Source organism: Neobacillus sp. NPDC093127, assembly GCF_044754175.1.
GTDB lineage: Bacteria > Bacillota > Bacilli > Bacillales > Cytobacillaceae > Neobacillus.
In genome coordinates this window covers 1-19,850 of record NZ_JBIVOP010000002.1, presented here as the reverse complement: position 1 = coordinate 19,850, position 19,850 = coordinate 1, and the positions used below count along the sequence as shown (strand labels likewise).

The following is a 19,850-nucleotide window of genomic DNA, read 5'->3' as shown; positions in this document are numbered from 1 at the left end:
GGAAAAATAAAAAAAGGAAAAATCATTACCAAATATGGTGGCATCAGGCGATTTTAGTTAATACTTTTTTTGAATGAACTTGCCGAAAAATAAACATAATAAAAAGGAGCCCTACCTTTAGTGGAAGTAAACCACACGGTAATGAAGGCTCCTTAAAAAGTTTTGTTAATTGTCATCCTCAACTTTTTTTCTTCTAATGACGACTGCCGCTCCGCCTGCTGTTAGGAGGAGTGCAGCCCCGGCGATGGAGCCGGCGAAGAGTGGTTTGTTTTCGTAGTATTTGACGAGTGCACTCTTTTCGGCGATTTCGAATGAAAGCGTTGATGTGCTCTCATTTCCCGCCTGATCGGCTGCAAGGACTTTAATTTCATAGGGCTTGATCTCTTTAAGCGTTGTTTTAATCACTTGAAAGCCATCTCTTGTCATGGCATCCCCAGTAAAGGACTCACCATTCACGGTGATGGATTTGATCGTATCCTCCGGATTATCCAAACGGATTCCGACCTTAACCGCTTCGTAGTACTTCTTCTTTTCCTTCACGCCTTCGAAAATGGCCTTTGGAGCCGTCATATCAATAATAAATTCAACACTCATCTGCTGAATATTCCCAGCCTTATCCTTCGCCTCGATGAAAAGGACATGCTTCCCTTCCGTTTCAATAGGCGTACCGATTGTATACGGCTCACCGTTTAAAGTCAGAGAAATAATATCGTAGTCACTCAAGTCTTCAATTAGAAGACCAGGGATGATGCTCTTATTAAAATATTGACTGGAAATCGGCTCCTTAAAGGTAATCTTCGGTGCCGTTTTATCAATCGTAAAGACAACGGTTCGTGCATGAACATTTTTCGCTTTATCGAAAATGTTCGCTTTTAACACATAATCGCGTTCGTCTTCAAGCTTCTGGTCTTTCTTAAATTCGTCCCCATTAAGGGTAACCGTTGAATTGCCCCTATCTAAATGTAGATCAGAATACGTGACGTCTGGCGTGATATTCTTATTAAAAAAGCCATCTTGTACCCCTGAAATGGTTAATTCCGGTCTTGTCATATCCAAAGTAAAGCTAATATCAAACATCGCTTCGTTTCCGGCTTTATCCTTGGCAGCAACATGATAGTGGTATTCCATTTCAGTTGCCGCCATTGGAATATGACCATTGATATTCGCCCCGCCGTTTAGCGTAACTGAGACAATCGTATCTTCTGGCTGATCTAAGACAAATTGCGGCGTGAAAATTTTATTAATATACTCTCCGTCTTGAATCACGCGATTTTCACCCTTGAATTTAGCCGTAATCACTGGCGCCGTTTTATCAATCGTAAACTTCACTTTACGGCTAAAGCTGTTGCCTGCCTGGTCAACCGCTTCGACAATCACTTCGTATGTGCCTTCCTTGCTAAACAGATGGCTGAGTGCGGCCGTATCGCCGTTAACACGGAAGCTTCCGGCATTGTAGCTGCTGCCGTCCCTTGTCACCTGAATCTTGTTCAGTTTCAGGTTTTTATCCTTGATCGTTACATCCATTTGCTTATCGGTATTATAGTAGGCATCTTGTTCTACCCCTTGAATCTCAATGGTGGGTCTTGTTTGGTCAATCGTAAAGCCAAAGGCCGGAATCGTCGAACGGTTGCCCGATTTGTCCTTTAAACTTAGGGCAATTGTATAGTCGCCATCCCCGCTAAGTGTCTTTGCCACCAGTGCCTTGACTAGTAAACGGCCTCTTTTGGTGAATTCGTAGCCTTTCGTCCATTCCCCCATTGGAACCTGCACACCATCTTTTGTGATCTTAAGATCGATATCCTCTACGGCAAAATTTCGATCTTCAACTGCAATCGTGATTTGCTTCGGGTCAGGATAATAATGATGCTGGTTCGGATTAATGTCTACCCCGGAAATGGTCAACTTCGGCGGCGTTTGGTCGATGATGAAATCCCTGACCACTTTGGCGCCTTTATTGCCAGCCTTATCCGTCGAAGCAAGCGTTACCGAATAATCGCCATCCTCACTGAACGTGTACGCGCCGACACCTGTATCACTTCTGCCAGCCTGCAGCTTGATGTTTCCTACCTTGGAAAAAACAGAACCATCCTTCAGGACTGTTAACTCATTACCCGTTAAATCGATGTTCGGATCGGTTATTTTAAAATTGAAGCTTGTATTTTTATTAAAATAAACCTTACCGGAAAATTCAGGATCGATGGATAACACTGGGGCACTATGGTCAATTGTGAAACCAATCGATTTTTGCTCGGCTGCATTTCCTGCCTTATCCTTGGCATCAACTGTAATGAGATAATCGCCTTCATTGTCTACAGCATCTGCCGTAAAAACAATCCGGTAAGTGGCCCGCGTCGAACTCTGGGTCCAGGTTCCGCTGATACCCTCTGCCTGTTTAAACAAGGTACCGTCTTTTTTCTTAATATCAATCCTGACATCGTTCGTCTCAAAATTCGCTTGCGGCTCATCGACAATGATGGAAACCGTTCCGGACGGAGCGTAATGCCCTTTATTAAACTCTGAGCTCAATTCCGTTGCCACCCTCGGTGCCGTCGCATCAATCGTAAATTGAACGGTTTGTTCCACTTCATGTCCGGCAGCGTCTTTCGCTGTTACAGTCACACGATATTCCCCGTCATAGCGGCTATCGGCTTTTTCATTCGTACCAAACGGAAGTGCCAGGGTGGAAATTTCAGCTGTATTCTCCCAGTTGGCGAAGCGCTCGTCCTGATAGGCCGCAAATTGACCGTCGCCATTCCGTTTTTCTACCTTATAAGTAACGAGATTGGTTTGATAATTTTTTTCCTTTACTTGGATCGTAACCGTACCGTTTTTAACAAAAGCACCCGGCTCGATTCCGGTTAGCGCCACTTCCGGTGCTCCGGTATCCACAACAAAAGTTAGCGGTCCGAACGATTCACTATTTTCTAATCCGTCGGCCGAGCTTAAGGAAAGTTGATAATCACCGTCAGCTAAAATCATATCTTGTTTTAACATAGCAATCGTCCCTGATTTATCTACTATCAGGGGCACATTTTTATTGTTGATTGTCAAGATCGTTTTGCTTATATCTAAAGTCAAATCGGTAATCTTGACACTAAGCTGTCCATCGGCATAATGCTTTTGATCCGTTACGGCCTTTCCACCGATAAGGACCTCAAGCTCAGGCTTTTGGCTGTCAATGGTAAACAGAACCGTTTTCTTCGTTTTATTGCCTGCACTATCGCTTGCTAAAATCGTCAACTCATAAATGCCATCTTCGAACTCTTGTTTTACGGAGGCCGTCCTGCCATCTGCAGAATAATCCAGATTTAACAACTGGTTTTCAAGCTTGCCGCCTATCGATTTCTTTTGCAGGCTCACTTCAGATGCTTCCGGATTAAGCTTAAGATCTTCCGATATTGTGATTTCAACCGCTTTTTTCTCGTTATATTTCTGCTGGTTCTCCACTCCTGTAACCAAAATCAACGGTGCGGTTTTATCAATCGTAAACGACAGCTGATAGCTAAAATTCTGGCCTTGATTATCAGTAATCGTGACCGTTCCTTCGTAAAAACCTTCTTCCTTCAAGGTAAGTTCGGCTTTTCTATTCTGCCGCGAGCCAAGATGTTTCGGGGTAAAATCGATTTCCTGTTCTAAGCGTTCGCCGTTATACGTCCGCACCAATGTGGCAACTGCCTTTGTAATGCGTCCGTCATCCTCAAACAAAATGGCGACATCCCGATTGTATAATCCTTCTTTCTCGACTCCAGACATTTTCGGATCGCCTTTATCGATCGTAAAGGTAACCGTTTCTTTGTCGCTTTCGTTGCCGGCTTTATCGACAAGGAAGGCCGTAACACTGTATTTCCCGGAATCGGTAAACGGGACCGTTCCTTTGTTAGCGTTTTTCTTATCCCAGCTAATTTCAGCCGGCTGACCTTTCCCCTCTTCATCATCCGTAACAACGAGAACAGAAACATCTTCATGGAAAAAATTCTGCTCCGAAACGAGGAGATTTAACTCAACCGGATCAGTGTAAATCGATTTGTTAATGCCGGAGAGCTTGAGTTTCGGCTTGACGGTATCTCTTTCAATGCTGAAGCTTGCTGGCTTCCCTGTGAACCCCCATGTATTGGCGGAAAAATCAACAGTTACATCTAACCGGCCATCTTTTTGGGAAGGCAAAGAAACCTCAACCTTATACTCTCCTTTAAAAACAGCATCCTCATTGATTTTGCTTACCTTAATGGAGTTTGCTGCTTTACTATCGTATGTTGCGCCGATGGTAAAGGGCTGCACGACATCTGCAGGTGCTGGTGGTTGTGGCGGATCTTCTGTTCCCTCATCGTCAGGCTGCTCAATGGAGCTAAGATAGTTTTGATAATCCTCTTTCAGGTCGATTGTAAAAGTCGCCACGTCTTGCTGGTTCGTAAACCATTCCGGTTTTGGCTCTTTTTCGATATCCCACGTTTTGCCGTTCAGCTTTATATATCTGCTCGTCTCATTTTGTGATCGTACATGGTTGGTAAACAAAAGCACAAAGCTGAGCATGATGATGGCAAAGCTAATCCACACGAACCATTTATTCTGCTTATAGCTTTTATTAATCAGTTCTCCCATCTAATTTGTCTCCTTTTATATAGCTGCATTCGTATGAACGATGACCACATCTCGTTCTATAATAAATTTGCTTTCTGAAGCCGATCCCGTTAACACGGAAGACCCCTCTATCGCTACATCCAACAACACTGTCTCCTCAATCCCGATTGCTAATAATTCTGTTTCCGCTGCAGCTTCTTCCAAAAGCTCCGTTTCATCTGCATCAGCTGCTGCCAAAAATTCAGCTACCTTGGTATCAGCCGCAGCAGCCAAGAGTTCGGTCGCATCTGCCTCAGCCAAAAACTCGGTCACATCTGTATCGCTCGCTTCCAATAGCTCGGTCGCATCTGCGTCAGCTGACGCCAAGAATTCGGTTTCGTCATCGGCAGCTGCTGTCAAAAGTTCCGTTGCATCAACCTCACCTGACGCCGCTACTTCCAATTCGACATCGCGGCGGGGCTGAATCTCCCGTGTGATTGGTTTAACACTCTGTTCGCCTTTAGAACGAGAGTGGGCCTTCAGCTTTTTGACCCACTTGTGGAAACTAAATCCGGTTAAATCCTCGATCACTTCTGAAATATTTAATTTGATAAAAAGAATAACCGAGATTATGAGAGAGAGGATGGCACCGGCAAGGCCGCCATAAAAGATTGTTTGATATTCCACCTTTATCCCCCCTGCCCTACCAGATTCAAATTCATATACCTTTTTCTCAGCTTTAAGAAGCCCTCATCCTTGACAGCATCCTTTAATTTCGCTGCCTGCTCGTATACCTTTAAGGCGTACGCATAATTCCTTCGAGCCTCTTCTTTCGGCTGCTCGATATCAAGCAGCAAGTTTCCTAGTTTAATATGAGCATTAAGACTCGCGGGAAACTGCTTGATTGTAATCTCAAATTGTTCAACCGCCCGCTCAAGCATGCGCATTTCCTGATAAATCGTCCCGATTTTAATCATGTATTCTTCTTGATTTAAATCATCGCGATCCTCAAGGAGATTGTTGTAATGTAGGATCGCTTCTTCAAAGTCGCCAGTGGCTGCCGTTGTATCCTCCGAATTAATGCCTTTGCTGTAATAGGCCTGTGCTAATTTCAGTTCAAAATCGCGGGCATATTTATTAGCGAGGACATCATCATCTAATTTCGCTAACACATTGTTCGCTCTGTCGATCAATTGAATCGCCCTTGTGTTCGCATTTGGAATTTGTGCTTTATAGGACAAGTAAATATTTGCCAATGAATTGTAGTTGGCAATTTTTTTAGCATCATTGCGCGCTTTATCGGTGAATTTTTCAAAATCGTCCAAGTCATTGGCAAACTTTTTATAGTCAATATTTAAACTCCCCATCGTTGTCGCTAAAGACCTGTAGTACTCGACCTCCGGCTTGGCCTTTACCTCCACTTTGTTAAAAAATTCCTGGGCACGGAAATAATCCTTTTCGACATCGAAATACGTCATCCCTACTTTGAACAGAACCTCGTTATTGCTGTCAACATTGCCATAGCCTTCATCGATATATCGTTCAATATTCGATAGTCCTTTATCTGCTTCCCCTCTACGAATATAAATATCTAGTAAATTGTTGTAGGCCATGGCCTTGCTCTTATCTAGCTTAATGGCATTTTCAAGAATTTTTATCGCATCCGAATCGCGACCGTTTTGGAGATAGCTGTTTGCGTCATTAATTAAACTTAAATAATCTTGGAGCTGTTCATTCTTCATCCCTTTATAGCCCATGACAGAGGTCGTCGAAAATCCGAGGAACAGAACGGCCGGAATCAGAAAGACAGCCAATTTTTTAAAAAGCTTCCGTTTATAGCCCTGTGTTAATTTGTTGATATTCACTAGATCATAGGTTAGCTCTTCACAGCTTTGATAACGATTCCCCGGCTCTGCCTGGGTACATTTAGAAATAATATGCTCAAGCCCCTCGGGCAGAGAAGAATTCCACGTTCGAATCGGCTTTAATTCATAGGGCGGATCATTTAAGGTTTTTCCTGTCACTAAATGGTAGAGGGTCACACCTAAACTATAAATATCGGTTCTCGCATCCGTCTGAGCACCGGATATCTGCTCGGGAGCGGCATACCCTTTTGTGCCGAGATTCGTAGTATCAGTCGTATTTTCTGTTTTAAACTCTCTGGCAATTCCAAAGTCGATCAGCTTGATTTTCCCCTCTGGGGTCAGCATGATATTATCGGGCTTCATATCGCGATAAATGATCGGATTTGGCTTTCTCGTATGTAAGTAGCCGAGGACATCACTTAACTGCTTCGCCCAATCAATGACCTCATCAGCTGAAGCCGTTTTCTCACGATGCAGCTTCTCTTTCAGCGATTCGCCTTCAATATAATCCATCACCACGTAAATTTCGCCTTGGCGGTCAATAACATCATAAATGCGCGGCAAGGCGCCGTGGTCCAATCTTTTTAGCATATTCGCCTCAACGACAAGACTGTTGACAAGTAATTCGTCATTCTTATTGGCGCGTTTGCGGATATCCTTTATGACCAGCGATTTCTTGAGCCTGTTATCCATCGCAAGATAAACAATACTCATGCCGCCGCGGCCGATTTCTTTTAAAATTTCATAACGTTCATCAATAATGGTGCCGATTTTAATCAAGATACTTCACCCGCAGTTACTTTCGTTATTAATACGGAAATATTATCTTTTTCCATGCGTTTCTTTACCAAGTCGACCAGCCTGACAAGCGTTTCCTTCATCTGCTTCTCTTTTGAAAAACGGGCCGGTCTGAGACTAGTGAATATCTCATCCTCGCTGATTTCATGGTAAAAGCCATCCGTGCAGAGCATGAACAGATCACCTTCTTTTACTTCACCTTGTGATATGACAGGGTCCAGCTCCGGTGAGGCACCGACACATTGCAGCAAGACATTGCGGCGCGGATCAATTCTCGCTTGCTCTTCGGTAATATTACCGCGTTCAAGCTCCCGGGCCACTAGCGTTTGATCGTTTGTTAATTGAAAAAGGCCGTCTCGAATCCGGTAGGCTCTGCTGTCGCCGACGTGTAAAAGAAAATACTTGGATTCAACTATCAATAACGCTGTGATTGTCGTTCCCAGCTTAATCCTCTTCTCATCTCCATACGCTAAAATTTTTCGATTCAGCGCCTTTACACTTTCCGCTAATTGCTGCTGGATATCCGTTTCAATTTGCTCGTTGTCTGACAAGAGCAGCTCGGAAAGCTCTGTTTCAAACCAGTCTGACACCCCCTTGATGACAGTGGCACTCGCCAATTCACCTTGGCTAAGTCCGCCCATACCATCGCAAACGGCAAACAGACCGATTCTTCCCTTAGGCGATTTTGCTGTTTTAATGAGCAAGGCATCTTGATTCGTTTTCTTTTTAATTCCAGCGTCTGTATGATAAGCAATTTGAAATGACATGCATTCACCGCCTTTCTTAAGCGAATTATAGAGTTCTATCGGCGAATTTAGCAGTTCTATCGGCGAATTTCACGGTTCTATCGGCGAATCTGAAGCTGCGATCTAATAAGCTCAAATTTTTTTAATATACCTTAAAAATAAACTCTTCGTTGGCAAGCGTGATTCGGTCGTCATGCTTGATTTTCACCTTTTCATTCCTGGCGAGTTTGATATCATTGACAAAGCTTCCATTTGTCGAGCGGTTGTCTTTTAAAAAGTACTCCCCATCCTCGGTTAGGATATGGGCATGGACTCGGCCAACCGCTTTATTATTAGAAATATAGTCGACATTCTTAGCATCACGGCCAAGCTTAAATACATCCTTAGCAATCCCGACTTTCTCGCGATTCGCGACAGTTAATAGGAACGGCTGGGGAGCATCGATTCCCAGTGTAGTCGTGCCTTCATCGGCCACAGCTAAAACACGAGATTCTTCGTCGGCCACACCTAAAACGGTTGTTCCTTCATCCTGATGTTCAATTTCAACGAAAATTCCCTGCCCATTTTGGTGAACGACATTAATTTGAGTCGCAGCCAATGCTGCCGCCACTTCCCCAGCGGCTCGAGTTTCCCCAAGCTCCGTTCTTGTTACCCGTTTGTATTGAATTTCTTCCTCAATTTCAAGCTTTTGGCCTGTTTGCTTGTCGTGCGTCACACTCCGATTATGTGAGACTTGACCCTCATTTTGATCTTCAAGAAGAACTTCACCTTTGCCTGGGCTATAGAAACTAGCCCTTTTTCCGGCGGGCTGCTTTTTTGCCGGCCTTGAAGGGGAGCTTTTTCCAGTGGAACCACCAGTTGATTTCTTCCCCAGAGGTTCCCTATAATCATTTTGCGGCTGGACAGACTCGTCCCGAACACTCGCAAGCGCCTCTAACGTTTCTTTAAAGTCCAGCAAATCAATCTCCTCTGCCTGAACAAGGTAATTATGAATTTTCATAAAGAAAGACAAATCGTCCTCCTCGTCATACGGTGCCATCCAAAGTAAACTTATTAAAAAGTCCTTAACGGTGCCGGTTTCATATTGGTTATTTTTAATCGGCATATAGAAAAATAACGGTCTTCCTGCTAATGGGTCGATATAGATATATCTTTTATCCGCGACAATATTCCCCAGCTGCAGACCGATTTTTTTTGAATGAAGAAGAGTTTCTACTATATCTGTTAGAAACCTGTGTAACCGTTCCTTTGAGAATCCTTTAAAAAATAGCGGTCTGATATTTTCCCATGCAGACAAATCATACCTAAAATAAACATCCTTCTCTTTTTCGATGACAACCATCGACAGCAAACCGAAGACTTGGCTATTTTCCAGCAAGCCAATTTCATTCGTGGCCACTTCTACATCGCCGTCCACCTTAAAAAATAAAAATTCACGGCAATTCTCCACATTTAAATTCATTTGTTTGATCAAGGCTGTCCGACCCCTTTTGTTGGATTCCTATTAGCATGGAAGGGCTGCTTGCTCATGACAGCTTTTGCCCTTCCATGGATTTGACGATTACTTAAATTGGCTGGCGTTATTGTTAATCGCCGCTTCTGTGGCATCGTAATTGGTGACTGTCACATCCAAAAATTTCGAGTAACTTTCCACCACTTCACGATAGTTATCAAACCGTGCCGAAAATGCGTTGAAATTGGCACGAATCGTATTGGATGCATCACTATTCCATGTCTGGCTCAGCGCATTCATTTCTTTCTTAATATCTTGTAATCTAACATACAAGTTGTTGTTTAAATTTCTGATTTGGTTGGCCGTTTTACTAACCTCACCAAGTGAAATTTTAACTCCCTCAATCGTCATTTGGTCCACCCCCTTTTTTTAAAGGCTGTGTTAGATGTGAATGTTGATTTCCGTTCCAGGCGCTTCGCTTTCCGCGGGGCGGGCGGTGAGCCTCCTCGGCGAATCAAGCGCCTGCGGGGTCTCACCTGTCCCGCTACTCCCGCAGGAGTCTCGCGCCTTCCACTCCAATCAACATTCGGGTCAAAATCAACAATGTGCTTTAACACAGCTATTTTAAAAACACCCATTAGATGCAAAGATAAATTAGTTCGATAATCGTTTCGCACCGCTAATAACCTCATTTTGCGTGTCGCGATACGTTTTTGCTGATGTCTTCAGGAAATGAGAGAACTCATCCATTTTTGCCTTCATTTTCATGAAATCATCGGTAAATCCTTTAATCTGGGTCACGTAAGCAAGATTATCTGCCCCTTGCCATGCAGCACCCATTGCCTCTACTTCTGTAAACAACTGTTTATAAAGCCTTTCATAATCAGCGGCCTGCTGATCAATGCCCGTTGCCGCCTTTTCAAGCTTCGCCGGATCAACCATAATCGATCGAGCCATCCATATCACCTCCTTTCAAATAGAAAAGCGCAAGCGCCCTGGAGCTGGCCAATTCTCAAAGTATCGATACTGCCCCTTTTCCTTACATCTTTCTCAACTCATGAATAACCGCCCTGTACTTCCCTGCCGCGCTTTGCAGACTTGAAGCACAATTAACGGCACCTATCCCCTTGAATTCCCGGTTAATACCTTGCGAGATATCATCAAGCTCCCGGGCAAGCGCATTAAGTTCGGCAATAATGCTATCAATCTTATTTTTCACCTTTGCATCCATAGAAACACACCCCTTAAACTAGCGAATCGCTTCTGCTTTTCTCAGTAATGCCGCCTCGCCTTTTTCCAATAATTCCATTGTCCTGTTAAGATACTGGATATTATCATTGAGTCTGAAATGAAAGGTCGTGAGCATATCTGCCTTTAACACATGCCCCAAATCCAATAGATCGGCCTCACGATACAAACTATCAATCATGCTGTTCACATGCTGCGTTCTACGCTTTAATGCTTGTAATCTCGAAGAATAGTAAGCGAGCCTCGAAAGATCAACTTTTAGAATCGGTTCCACTGCAAAACCGTGACCGCCGGTAAGTTTCCCCCATAGCGTTGCAGCAAACGACTTTGCTTTATCAATGAATTGGTCGAAAAACTGGCTTATTTCCTGCTTTAATTTCTGTGAAACCTTCATGACTGTAAAAATATTGCGAATGCACTCTATTTTGATTTGCAGCAGCTTCTCATCAAGTTTGTTCTTCATTTCCACCGCTGTTGCCCCTGTAACAATCAACATTTGGAACACGGCCTGTTTGACGGATGCCATTGCTTTATCCGTAAGAGCCTCAAAGGATAAGGGAAGCATAATCCCGGAAAAAACAAAGTTTCCAGCCATTCGGCCGCCAGATGCCCCGTCAGATGCCCCAATGAAGTTTCCGAATTCATCAAACTCAACTGCCTTCAAGTCATGGGCATCGAGGGCAAGGACACCATAAGCAAGGACTGCTGAGATCACTGCCAATTTACCCATCTTATTCTTTGTTTTTACCGTCTTGTTGACATAGGGTACATGCCCTAGCTGTGAAACCGCATCGTCTTCATGAACGATAAACATATTCCTCTCGCTTTTTAAAATCTCCTTCTGTTCCTTTGAGAGAATCCACCAGTTAATCGGAGCGCCATTGACAACATAGGATTTGAGTTTTTCATCCTTATTGAAATAATTAACTAACACATAATTGGCTAAATTTCCGCCTTTGGAGTGTCCCATGACAAAGGAGTCGCCCTCGGCCCCTAAAATATAATCCTTATAGAATTGCGCTGCTTCTTTCTGCTGCTGGATTTCCTGGCCGATACCTGCTTCAATATTGGAGGTCCAGTCTGTCAAAAAATTCAGTGGATTAAAGGGGTTTTCACTGCCTCTAAATAATGCGGTGGCGTTCCCTTCCTCATCCTGCAAACCATAACCGACAAAGCCGGAATTAAACTTACCTTGAAAAGCCTCTTTCCATGATGGGTTGTTGTTTTGGTAACCAGTTAATTGAATATTGGCCAGGTTGCTGCCTTTTGGGCTTGTTATATATTTGTAGACTGCTTTAAAGGATTCATCCTTTTTATAATCATCTAAGGTACTCATCCTATTTAATATTTCATCCAAAGTTTTTTTCTTATTATCTGAGAAAGATTTAGGAATATCTAGATACGAAAGTTGCAATAATATATATTTATCCTGATCCGTTAAATTTGATAGGGTCATAGCGTTTACTCCTTAACGGGCTTATACTTGCTTATCAATTCTTCCGGACTTTTAATATCATCATAATCATCAACTACTAAATAGCCATAGACTTTAGCATCAAGGTTTGACCACGGTATATTATTAACTTTTGAAGTTCTAATGTATTCTTGAATATCTTCAGATTTATCAACCACCCCTACGGAAAGTGTGTAGTATTTTGATTGTAAATTCTTTATTATTTCAAAAGCCTGATATAAACCATCACGATACTCATCTAAATTTGGTTCCTTAGTAGTTTTAATCGCAACCTCTAAAACCACCATGAGATTTTTGTTTTCTCTATTTAGATAATCATAAATAGACATATCCTTCATACTGGGATCGTCTTCTTGCGAATTGACAAAAACCCGATAAACACTTCCTTCAGGAAGCTTTCCTTTTAACTCTTCTTTTAAGCTATTCGTCAATTCATCTCCCCAAACAGCGGAAATATACCCATCATAATAGTTAACTTCATCTGAACGACTTTGTCCCGCTGCAAAAATTAATTCAGGTTTTCCTTTTGGATAAACAAATAATTTATCTTTTCCATACATTTTCGAAAATAAAATACTGCCCTCTTTTTTACCTTCAACAACAAACTTTTCACCATATTTATCTTCTAAATAATTTAGAATTTTGCCTTCTGAATTCATACAACCCGTTCCTCCTATCACGACAAGGATTAGTAGGATGATCATCATAATCCTTTTATTGGTTTTCATCGGACACCTTCCTTCCCAAGTTCTTTTTTCATAGCAGCATCAGCTTTGTCCCATTTTTGAAGCCGAGTTCTTCAACAGTGCTGTTAATATTAAAGATTTCCCCTGTATACCGGCTGCAAAGAATAGTCTGTTCCGTTCCGGTAAAATACCCTTGTGACAATTCGGTCATCGTATTCGCTAGTAACAGCACAACTTCGTGAAGCGGGCTTTTGAGCGGGAGGAAGGTATCAAATGTTTGATTGGCAGCAGGGATAAATACTTCCACTAACACCTTATCCATAAATCAATTCCTCCTCACTCACAGCTGCCGAAGATAACAGCTTCACTAATACCGGCTTCCCTTTCTTAATCACATAACCAAAGTCGTTCGGTATTTCCTGATACATCTCGCTCGTGGTCTTATTTGTCTTCAATACATATTGATCGGTAATGCCGCTGCCAATCCAAATTCCATCGCTTTGCGAAACCTGAGTTTTAAACCAGCTTTCATAGGAAATCGAGTTGATACGGTCGGCCTGGTCGCCAATGATGAGATGGACGGCGAGCGAGCTGCCCTTCTCTAAAAACACCGTCAGCTTATCCTTACCATCTGCTGATAAGCTGTTATTCATCACAATGAACGAATCAATCACACAGAAAATGGGCTCAAATACCGGCGGAGCCGCACCGTCCGCGACCGCATCCTTTGTCGTGTTATTACGGTAGACAAGGGTGTTAAATAGATACACAACCGTCTCTTCGATTGCTTGGGCTCCGGTCACATAGCGATAGTTCCGGTTCGAATCTGTCCGGAAGTTATGTAACGGGTCAATCGCAATTACTTCACTCTCCCCGCTCGCCGCAAGCACTTCGGCTGCACCTTGGATAAACTGAGTGCATTCTTCATCACTGCTGCCTGTAAGCACAAGATTGACTAGTGAGTCGCTAAAGTTATAATAAGAAATCGCCAGCGTGTTTTTCTCAACCGCTACTGGTACATTTCCCGGCTGAGTGGTTTTCAGTTCGCCGGCGGCAAAAAAGTCGCGATCGACTTTTTCCGGGAGAATTGGAATCCTTCTTGCCCTCGCCTTTTGCCACCCCTTGCTTTTCTCCAAGCAATAATTCGTCATAAAGCGATACATATCCGTTGTGTCATCGGTTATCAGAGCGGTCTGGAATTCATACACACTGCCCGTTTTAAAAATGCCTCGTCCTTTATATTTCGAAGGATAGACACCATCAACACTGCCTAATACACCTGAGTATTCCGTTGTGTCGTTCAATTGCAGGACTAACAGCTGCTTGAAATTTTGCAGCAAACGATAGCGGATTGCTCCCGTGTTTGCTGCAGTAACGACAAAGTAAATTCCGTATTTGAGTCCTTCGCGTGTCAAGAAAGAAATGGCTTCTTCATAATCCTCATACATCTCCGAAAAAGCAGCGTAATTATGAATCACGACAACAATCGAAGCGAGCGCTTGATTGGCTGAGCGATTGTAAGTGCCGAAATCGCCGCCATAATTGGAAAGTAACTTTTTCCGGCGTTCGATTTCCTTCGTTAACATTTTAAATAGGTTGGTAACCTTCTCGCTTTCATGTGACAGCACGACATCACCGACATGGGGCGCTTCTTTGAACCAGCTTAATGTTTCACTGCTAAAATCTAATAGGTATAGATGGACCTCTTCCGGTGTGTGCTCTTCCATAAGTGAATAAATCATCGTCGCCAAGAAAGTAGTTTTTCCGCTGCCGGCGACACCATAAAGGACGGTATTCCCTTCCGCTGTTAACGGCAGTCTCAGGATGTGCTGGCTTTGATTTGCCGGGTCATCGTACTCGCCAATCAGCGGATTTAAGGCAAAGCTTTGCTCAAATTGCACGTTGTATTTTTCAAGCAATTTTTCCAAATAGATCTGACTTGGAATCGGCTCGAGCCAGAGCTGTTTCACTTTCACCTGTTCTTGAGACGCCAAATGGGCTAGGTAATTCGTGATTTCATCCAATTGCTTCGGCGGATTCTTCATCAGGGTGTTTCGCTTGTCGATCCGGGCGCTCTTTAGAACGCGGCCGAGATGATCGATGACAACGATGCTGTCATCACGGCGCTGCTCCAATTTTTCCTCTGGATAATACGGCGCACCGCCCCAGGCTGACTGCCCGAGCATAAACACTTCATTAAATCCGACTTGGAGGTAAAAGCGCCCAGTTGTCGAGAGCTCGGCAGCATCCGGCCGCTTAATGACCTCCATGCTGTCCGCCTTCTCCTGCACCTTTAAACTGATTCTAAATTTGCTGTTGCTCCATATTTGGTCATCGACAACCCCGGACGGCTTTTGCGTCGCGAGAATTAAGTGAATCCCAAGGCTGCGGCCAATCCTGGCTGCACTAACAAGCTGTGCCATGAATTCCGGCTGCTGCGTTTTCAGCTCGGCAAATTCATCAGAAATAATAAATAAATGCTGCAGCGGTTCACTGACCCGGTCTTCACGGTATAGCTTTTGGTATTTATAAATATCGATATTGCTTTCATTGACCCGTTTGCTCGTTTCGCTAAAAATAGCCTGGCGCCGCTTCAGCTCACTTTGAATTGAAATCAGCGAACGTTTCACAGCGGCTCCGTCGAGGTTGGTAATCGTTCCTGCTAAATGCGGCAGGTTTACAAACGCATTCGCCATGCCGCCGCCCTTATAGTCAATTAAAATAAACGCCACTTCATCTGGGTGATAATTTACCGCAAGTGACATAATAAGCGTCATGATAAACTCACTTTTCCCGGATCCGGTCATCCCGGCAATCAGTCCATGCGGACCGTGGAATTTTTCATGGAGGTCGAGCTTGAATAATTCCCCCGCTTGATCAACCCCGATTGGTGTTTCCAGAGTTTTTACCGGATCATTTTCCTTCCATTTTGTCAGCACATTTAGATGCTCAATCTTACTAACACCAAACATTTCTAAAAAGGTGAGCATCTCCGGCAGCGCATATGCCTTATTTAATGAAGAAAGTTTGATGTTTGCAAGCTGAATGGCAAGTTTCTCCGGGTCCTCCTGCAAATAGATATCGGGGCGAAATGCCGTATATTGCCCTGTAATATCATCTTTATCAAAAATCTTTGCCGCTTCGTCATCCAGTTCAATGACCGCTGAACATTCCTTCGGCAAGTTTTTCAATTCATCATAAAGGGTCATCAGACTAAAGCCGATGCTCTGGTTTGCTTTTAACATCATTGTGAACATTTCCGCTTTTGCTGCTAAATTTTTATCCATCGAAAAAATAACATAGTTTGGGACTGCTGATTCGTCCGCTTGCTCGAGCCGCTGGGAAATTTCTTTTTCCAGTACAGCTGACAGCTCTTTTAATTCCTTGGCATCAGTGGCCATAAAGCGAATGGTTTTCGTATCATCCCACACATGTGGCAGCCATTTTACAAAATCCCACATGTCCTGTTCTCGTTTATCGTAAACAAACACCAATTTTAATTCATCATAACTATGTAAGGCTGTTAATTGAAAAATCAGCCCCTCGACAAAGTCCTTTACCTTTTCCCTGCTGCCAATAATCCCGCTGACCTTTTCCTCTAAGAGTGAGAACGTAACGGGTACATCCGTTAAGACCTTAGGCGTATCTGCCAGTTTATAGAGCTCTGCTTGCAGCTCATCATCCTCAAGAGTAAAGCGTTTTTCCGGAAACTTGATGTCAGCATTGAGCGGCAAATTGCCAAGACCTAAACGCAGCTTTAAAAAGTCATTCTGGCCAAGGGTCCGTTCCCACAGATTTCGCTGCCGCGCTTGAATCCTAGCGATACAATGCCCAATCGGGACATGGTTCTCATGCAGAATCTCACTTTGCCGCTTCTGTTCTTCTTCGATGACCTTCGCCATTTCCACTAAGTAGGCGCGATATTTTTCCTGTCTGATTTTTTCACGTTTTATCCTGGTCTTTTTCTCATGCCGTTTCGTTAAAATCGGCCAAAGTATCGTCCCAACAAGCATACTAAAGGACATCACCAACATCGGCATTGCATGAATGATGTTCCCATTTGATGACATGACATTTTGTAAAGTAAACAGACCCATAAATAAAGAGGCCATTCCCATTGTGAGCGACGGCCCTAGTAGCAGCATCAACGGGGTTTCTTCAGGGTTCGCTGGCTGTGGCGGGGGATCAATTTTGATTTCTGACGTAGCGATTTCTCTTTTAAAACGAGGAGAGCGGTAAAAAAGCTCTTCAGCTTCCTCCTCCTGTTGAAATTCATCTAGCTCTTCCTCTTCCGTTATTGTTGGCTTTTCGGCAGCAAACGGCTGAAACGCATTGCGCTCCAAAAGAACTAGCTGATGCGGGTTGTTTAACGACAGCAGTTTCCCGTTGTAAATAATTTTTAAGCCCATTATGTAGATACAATCGCCGATTTTAAGGGTGCGCTCGGTGATCTTTTCTCCGTTGACATATGTACCATTGGAACTTTTTAGATCACGGACAACCGCTCTGCCGTTTTTGTCATATTCAATGACACAGTGGGAATTGGACACTAATTTATTGGCAAAACAAATTTGACTGTCTTTCGACCTGCCGATTTTTACCTCATTTGAAGTAACGTAGTGCTTTGTATATATATATTGATCTTGTTTCGATGGCTCTGCATATAAAAGCGACGGCTTTTCATTTTCACGCTTAATCGTATAGGTTTTGAATGGTTCCACCGGCTGTTTGTTTTGCTTTTGACCCTCGGCATTACTTATGTACGCATATTTATTGGACTTTATGAACCATTGTCCGTCTTCAGCCTCAACCGCCATCAGCTCGATTTTGCTGCCACTTTCATCTTCCGTAGAAAGGACATAACGACCTGTCACCCGCTCTGGCAATACAAAGGTGAGTGCTTTTTTTCTGTCAAATAATGTTAAAATCACATTAAATCTCTCCCCGGTCAGCTTGAATCTATTATCGTATAATGTATATTTTCACATTGTTTATAGGTTTAATGGCGTATGGAGATAGGTATCTCCTTGCTGCAATACCGTCCATTGGAATTATGTTTATGTTAACAATTGGGATTCCTAAATTTTTACTTCTTTATCATATCATTTTTTTGATAGGGCTAAATTCCTTTAGTAATGGGACTAAGGGACCGTTTTTACACCGGTCTTTTTGTTAGCTGAAGGGAGAAGAGGTCATCGGTGGGGGCTTGTGAAGGTGCGGGTAATGGTGAAGGGTAAAAAAACTCTGAGTTTGGGTTGCAATTAAGGTAATTGGGAATCTTTTTATTGGATTTTTCGGCGGGACGGGTTCCAATAAGCTCTATTGGATACCTTTTTGTTAGATTTCGAGGCCGGACGGGTTCCAATAGGCTCTATTGGATACCTTTTTGTTGGATTTCGAGGCGGACGGGTTCCAATAGGCTCTATTGGATACCTTTTTATTAGATTTCGAGGCCGGACGGGTTCCAATTGGCCTCATTGGTTACCACTTTTTACTTTTTTAAGAGCGGTTCATAAAGCCCGCTTTGAAGGAGATCATGTCGTAACGGTTCATAAGAGCGGTTTATAAAGCCCTTTTCGAAGGAAATCATGTCGTTACGGTTCATAAGAGCGGTTCATAAGAGAACGTCTAAAATTTTGTAATTAAATCATTTACACTAGATAATTTCCATTCCCTTTTTTCAGGTGTTTCGGTCATCAATAACCTTCATTGGTTACCATTTCATAGCTTTTTCTCCTCTACTGCCACAACGAACTGCTCATAGTTACGCTTAAGCGGACCAAAGAGGAGAAGAAAAGCTTCAGCGCCTTTGGGCAGGCGCTGAAGCTAAACAGCGGACGAACCCCATAATCACCAAGATATATTGGTGATGGGCTTATCCCACTCTTTCACACAGCAGGTCCCCATTTTAAAAACTCGGGAGCTAACTGACAAACACCAGTCTCTTTCTTTATTGAATTAAATCTCTGTAGCCACTTCAACGGCTTCGACAACTAATGGAGTACCAGCAGAAAGTGTGCCGGTTACACCATTAAAAGTTAATTCTGTTGCCGAAACGGTATAAGAACCTCCTTCCTGCAGCACACCATTAATATATAGATTATAGTATCCATTGGCTACGACAGGAAATGCAGTTGCAGCAGTACCACTGTCATCCAAGAAATCTGTTGCGGGTACGGTTGTCCCATTTGTCACCGTTAAAGTTGCTGCTAAAACATCAAAAAATCTTGTTGATGTGCCAGTGACGTTCACATGGATATTAATAAGCGAAAGTGCCATATTCTTCACCTCCATTCCTTTACCTCCTATTAGTAAATGCACTTCTAGAGGTAAAGGGACGGGCTTATCCTATGATTCTTTCAACCATTTTGGCCAATCTGTTTCCATATAAAGCCGACGGATTCCACAATAATCGGAGTCCCGGCAAAAATCGTTTGAGCAACAGGTCTGAATGAAATGGAATCGAGACTAATCCCATACAGTTTTCCTTCCTGCATAACACCATTGATATAGAGATTACTATAACCATTCGGGTTAAAAATGGTGAATTCCTTCACCAGGTTTCCATCGTCGCCTGAAAACAATGTGCTAGGAATGACTGTCCCATTCGTCAACTGAATATCCTCTTTGGAAATATAGAAATAGCGATTAACGATGGGAATGATGTAAACATCAGAGGGTGTTATGGGGGAGCAGCCAATAATGGTTGGGTTCACTTCAATATGGGGTTTGCATTCAATCTTTACTTTCATGCTATTTTTTAATTCCTGCCATTCTTCTAACTCTTTTTTTAGTTTTTTCTTCCGATTTGTCATTTAATGATCCCCTCCGTGATAATCAGTGTATGAAATCGATTGGGGATTGAAAGAGAAATTATCCTATATATAACAAAAAAAGAGACAACCTTTATCAGGTTGTCTCTTTTTTTGCCTGGCAGCGTCCTACTCTCACAGGGGCGCCTGCCCCAACTACCATCGGCGCTGAGAAGCTTAACTTCCGTGTTCGGTATGGGAACGGGTGTGA

General features: G+C 43.1%; 14 protein-coding genes and 1 rRNA gene. All 15 read right to left on the bottom strand.

Features of this window, described 5'->3' with window-relative positions; genetic code table 11:
• Positions 1 to 165 precede the first annotated feature (165 nt).
• A complete protein-coding gene (locus tag ACIQCO_RS03355) occupies positions 166 to 4,599 on the bottom strand; it encodes an Ig-like domain-containing protein (RefSeq protein ID WP_400425955.1) in 4,434 nt (1,477 codons plus the stop codon).
• 15 nt (positions 4,600 to 4,614) lie between these two features.
• Positions 4,615 to 5,244: a hypothetical protein gene (locus ACIQCO_RS03350; protein ID WP_400425953.1), complete on the bottom strand. Its 630-nt coding sequence runs from the start codon at positions 5,242 to 5,244 to the stop codon at positions 4,615 to 4,617.
• A gap of 2 nt (positions 5,245 to 5,246) precedes the next feature.
• Positions 5,247 to 7,202: a protein kinase domain-containing protein gene (locus tag ACIQCO_RS03345; RefSeq protein WP_400425951.1), complete on the bottom strand. Its 1,956-nt coding sequence runs from the start codon at positions 7,200 to 7,202 to the stop codon at positions 5,247 to 5,249.
• Entirely contained in the window at positions 7,199 to 7,987 is a 789-nt protein-coding gene (locus tag ACIQCO_RS03340) for a PP2C family protein-serine/threonine phosphatase (RefSeq protein ID WP_400425949.1), read from the bottom strand. The genes ACIQCO_RS03345 and ACIQCO_RS03340 overlap by 4 nt, the downstream gene beginning before the upstream one ends.
• A 121-nt stretch (positions 7,988 to 8,108) precedes the next feature.
• The gene (locus ACIQCO_RS03335; protein ID WP_400425947.1) at positions 8,109 to 9,440 is read right to left on the bottom strand and encodes an FHA domain-containing protein; all 1,332 of its coding nucleotides are present in this window, start codon (positions 9,438 to 9,440) and stop codon (positions 8,109 to 8,111) included.
• A gap of 87 nt (positions 9,441 to 9,527) precedes the next feature.
• Positions 9,528 to 9,830, bottom strand: coding sequence for a pore-forming ESAT-6 family protein (locus ACIQCO_RS03330; protein ID WP_400425945.1), 303 nt, complete (start codon positions 9,828 to 9,830; stop codon positions 9,528 to 9,530).
• Between the two features lie 243 nt (positions 9,831 to 10,073).
• The gene (locus ACIQCO_RS03325; protein ID WP_387317984.1) at positions 10,074 to 10,376 is read right to left on the bottom strand and encodes a WXG100 family type VII secretion target; all 303 of its coding nucleotides are present in this window, start codon (positions 10,374 to 10,376) and stop codon (positions 10,074 to 10,076) included.
• A gap of 82 nt (positions 10,377 to 10,458) precedes the next feature.
• Positions 10,459 to 10,650 (bottom strand): hypothetical protein, encoded by a 192-nt coding sequence (locus ACIQCO_RS03320; protein ID WP_400425943.1) that lies wholly within the window; start codon positions 10,648 to 10,650, stop codon positions 10,459 to 10,461.
• A gap of 18 nt (positions 10,651 to 10,668) precedes the next feature.
• Complete coding sequence (locus ACIQCO_RS03315) at positions 10,669 to 12,123, bottom strand: Mbeg1-like protein (RefSeq protein ID WP_400425941.1); 1,455 nt, start codon at positions 12,121 to 12,123, stop codon at positions 10,669 to 10,671.
• Between the two features lie 5 nt (positions 12,124 to 12,128).
• Entirely contained in the window at positions 12,129 to 12,800 is a 672-nt protein-coding gene (locus ACIQCO_RS03310; protein ID WP_400425939.1) for a hypothetical protein, read from the bottom strand.
• Between the two features lie 97 nt (positions 12,801 to 12,897).
• On the bottom strand, positions 12,898 to 13,149 hold the full coding sequence (locus tag ACIQCO_RS03305) for a methyltransferase (protein ID WP_400425937.1): 252 nt from the start codon (positions 13,147 to 13,149) through the stop codon (positions 12,898 to 12,900).
• Positions 13,142 to 17,758 carry a type VII secretion protein EssC gene (gene essC, locus ACIQCO_RS03300; RefSeq protein ID WP_400425935.1) on the bottom strand — a complete coding sequence of 1,539 codons (4,617 nt, stop codon included), beginning with the start codon at positions 17,756 to 17,758 and terminating at the stop codon, positions 13,142 to 13,144. Before essC ends, ACIQCO_RS03305 begins: the two co-directional genes overlap by 8 nt.
• 1,027 nt (positions 17,759 to 18,785) lie before the next feature.
• Positions 18,786 to 19,121, bottom strand: a complete 336-nt coding sequence (locus tag ACIQCO_RS03295; protein ID WP_400425933.1) for a DUF4183 domain-containing protein — start codon at positions 19,119 to 19,121, stop codon at positions 18,786 to 18,788.
• Positions 19,122 to 19,186: 65 nt separating this feature from the next.
• On the bottom strand, positions 19,187 to 19,642 hold the full coding sequence (locus tag ACIQCO_RS03290; RefSeq protein ID WP_400425931.1) for a DUF4183 domain-containing protein: 456 nt from the start codon (positions 19,640 to 19,642) through the stop codon (positions 19,187 to 19,189).
• 113 nt (positions 19,643 to 19,755) lie between these two features.
• Positions 19,756 to 19,850: ribosomal RNA gene (gene rrf, locus ACIQCO_RS03285) — 5S ribosomal RNA — on the bottom strand; the annotation flags it as partial.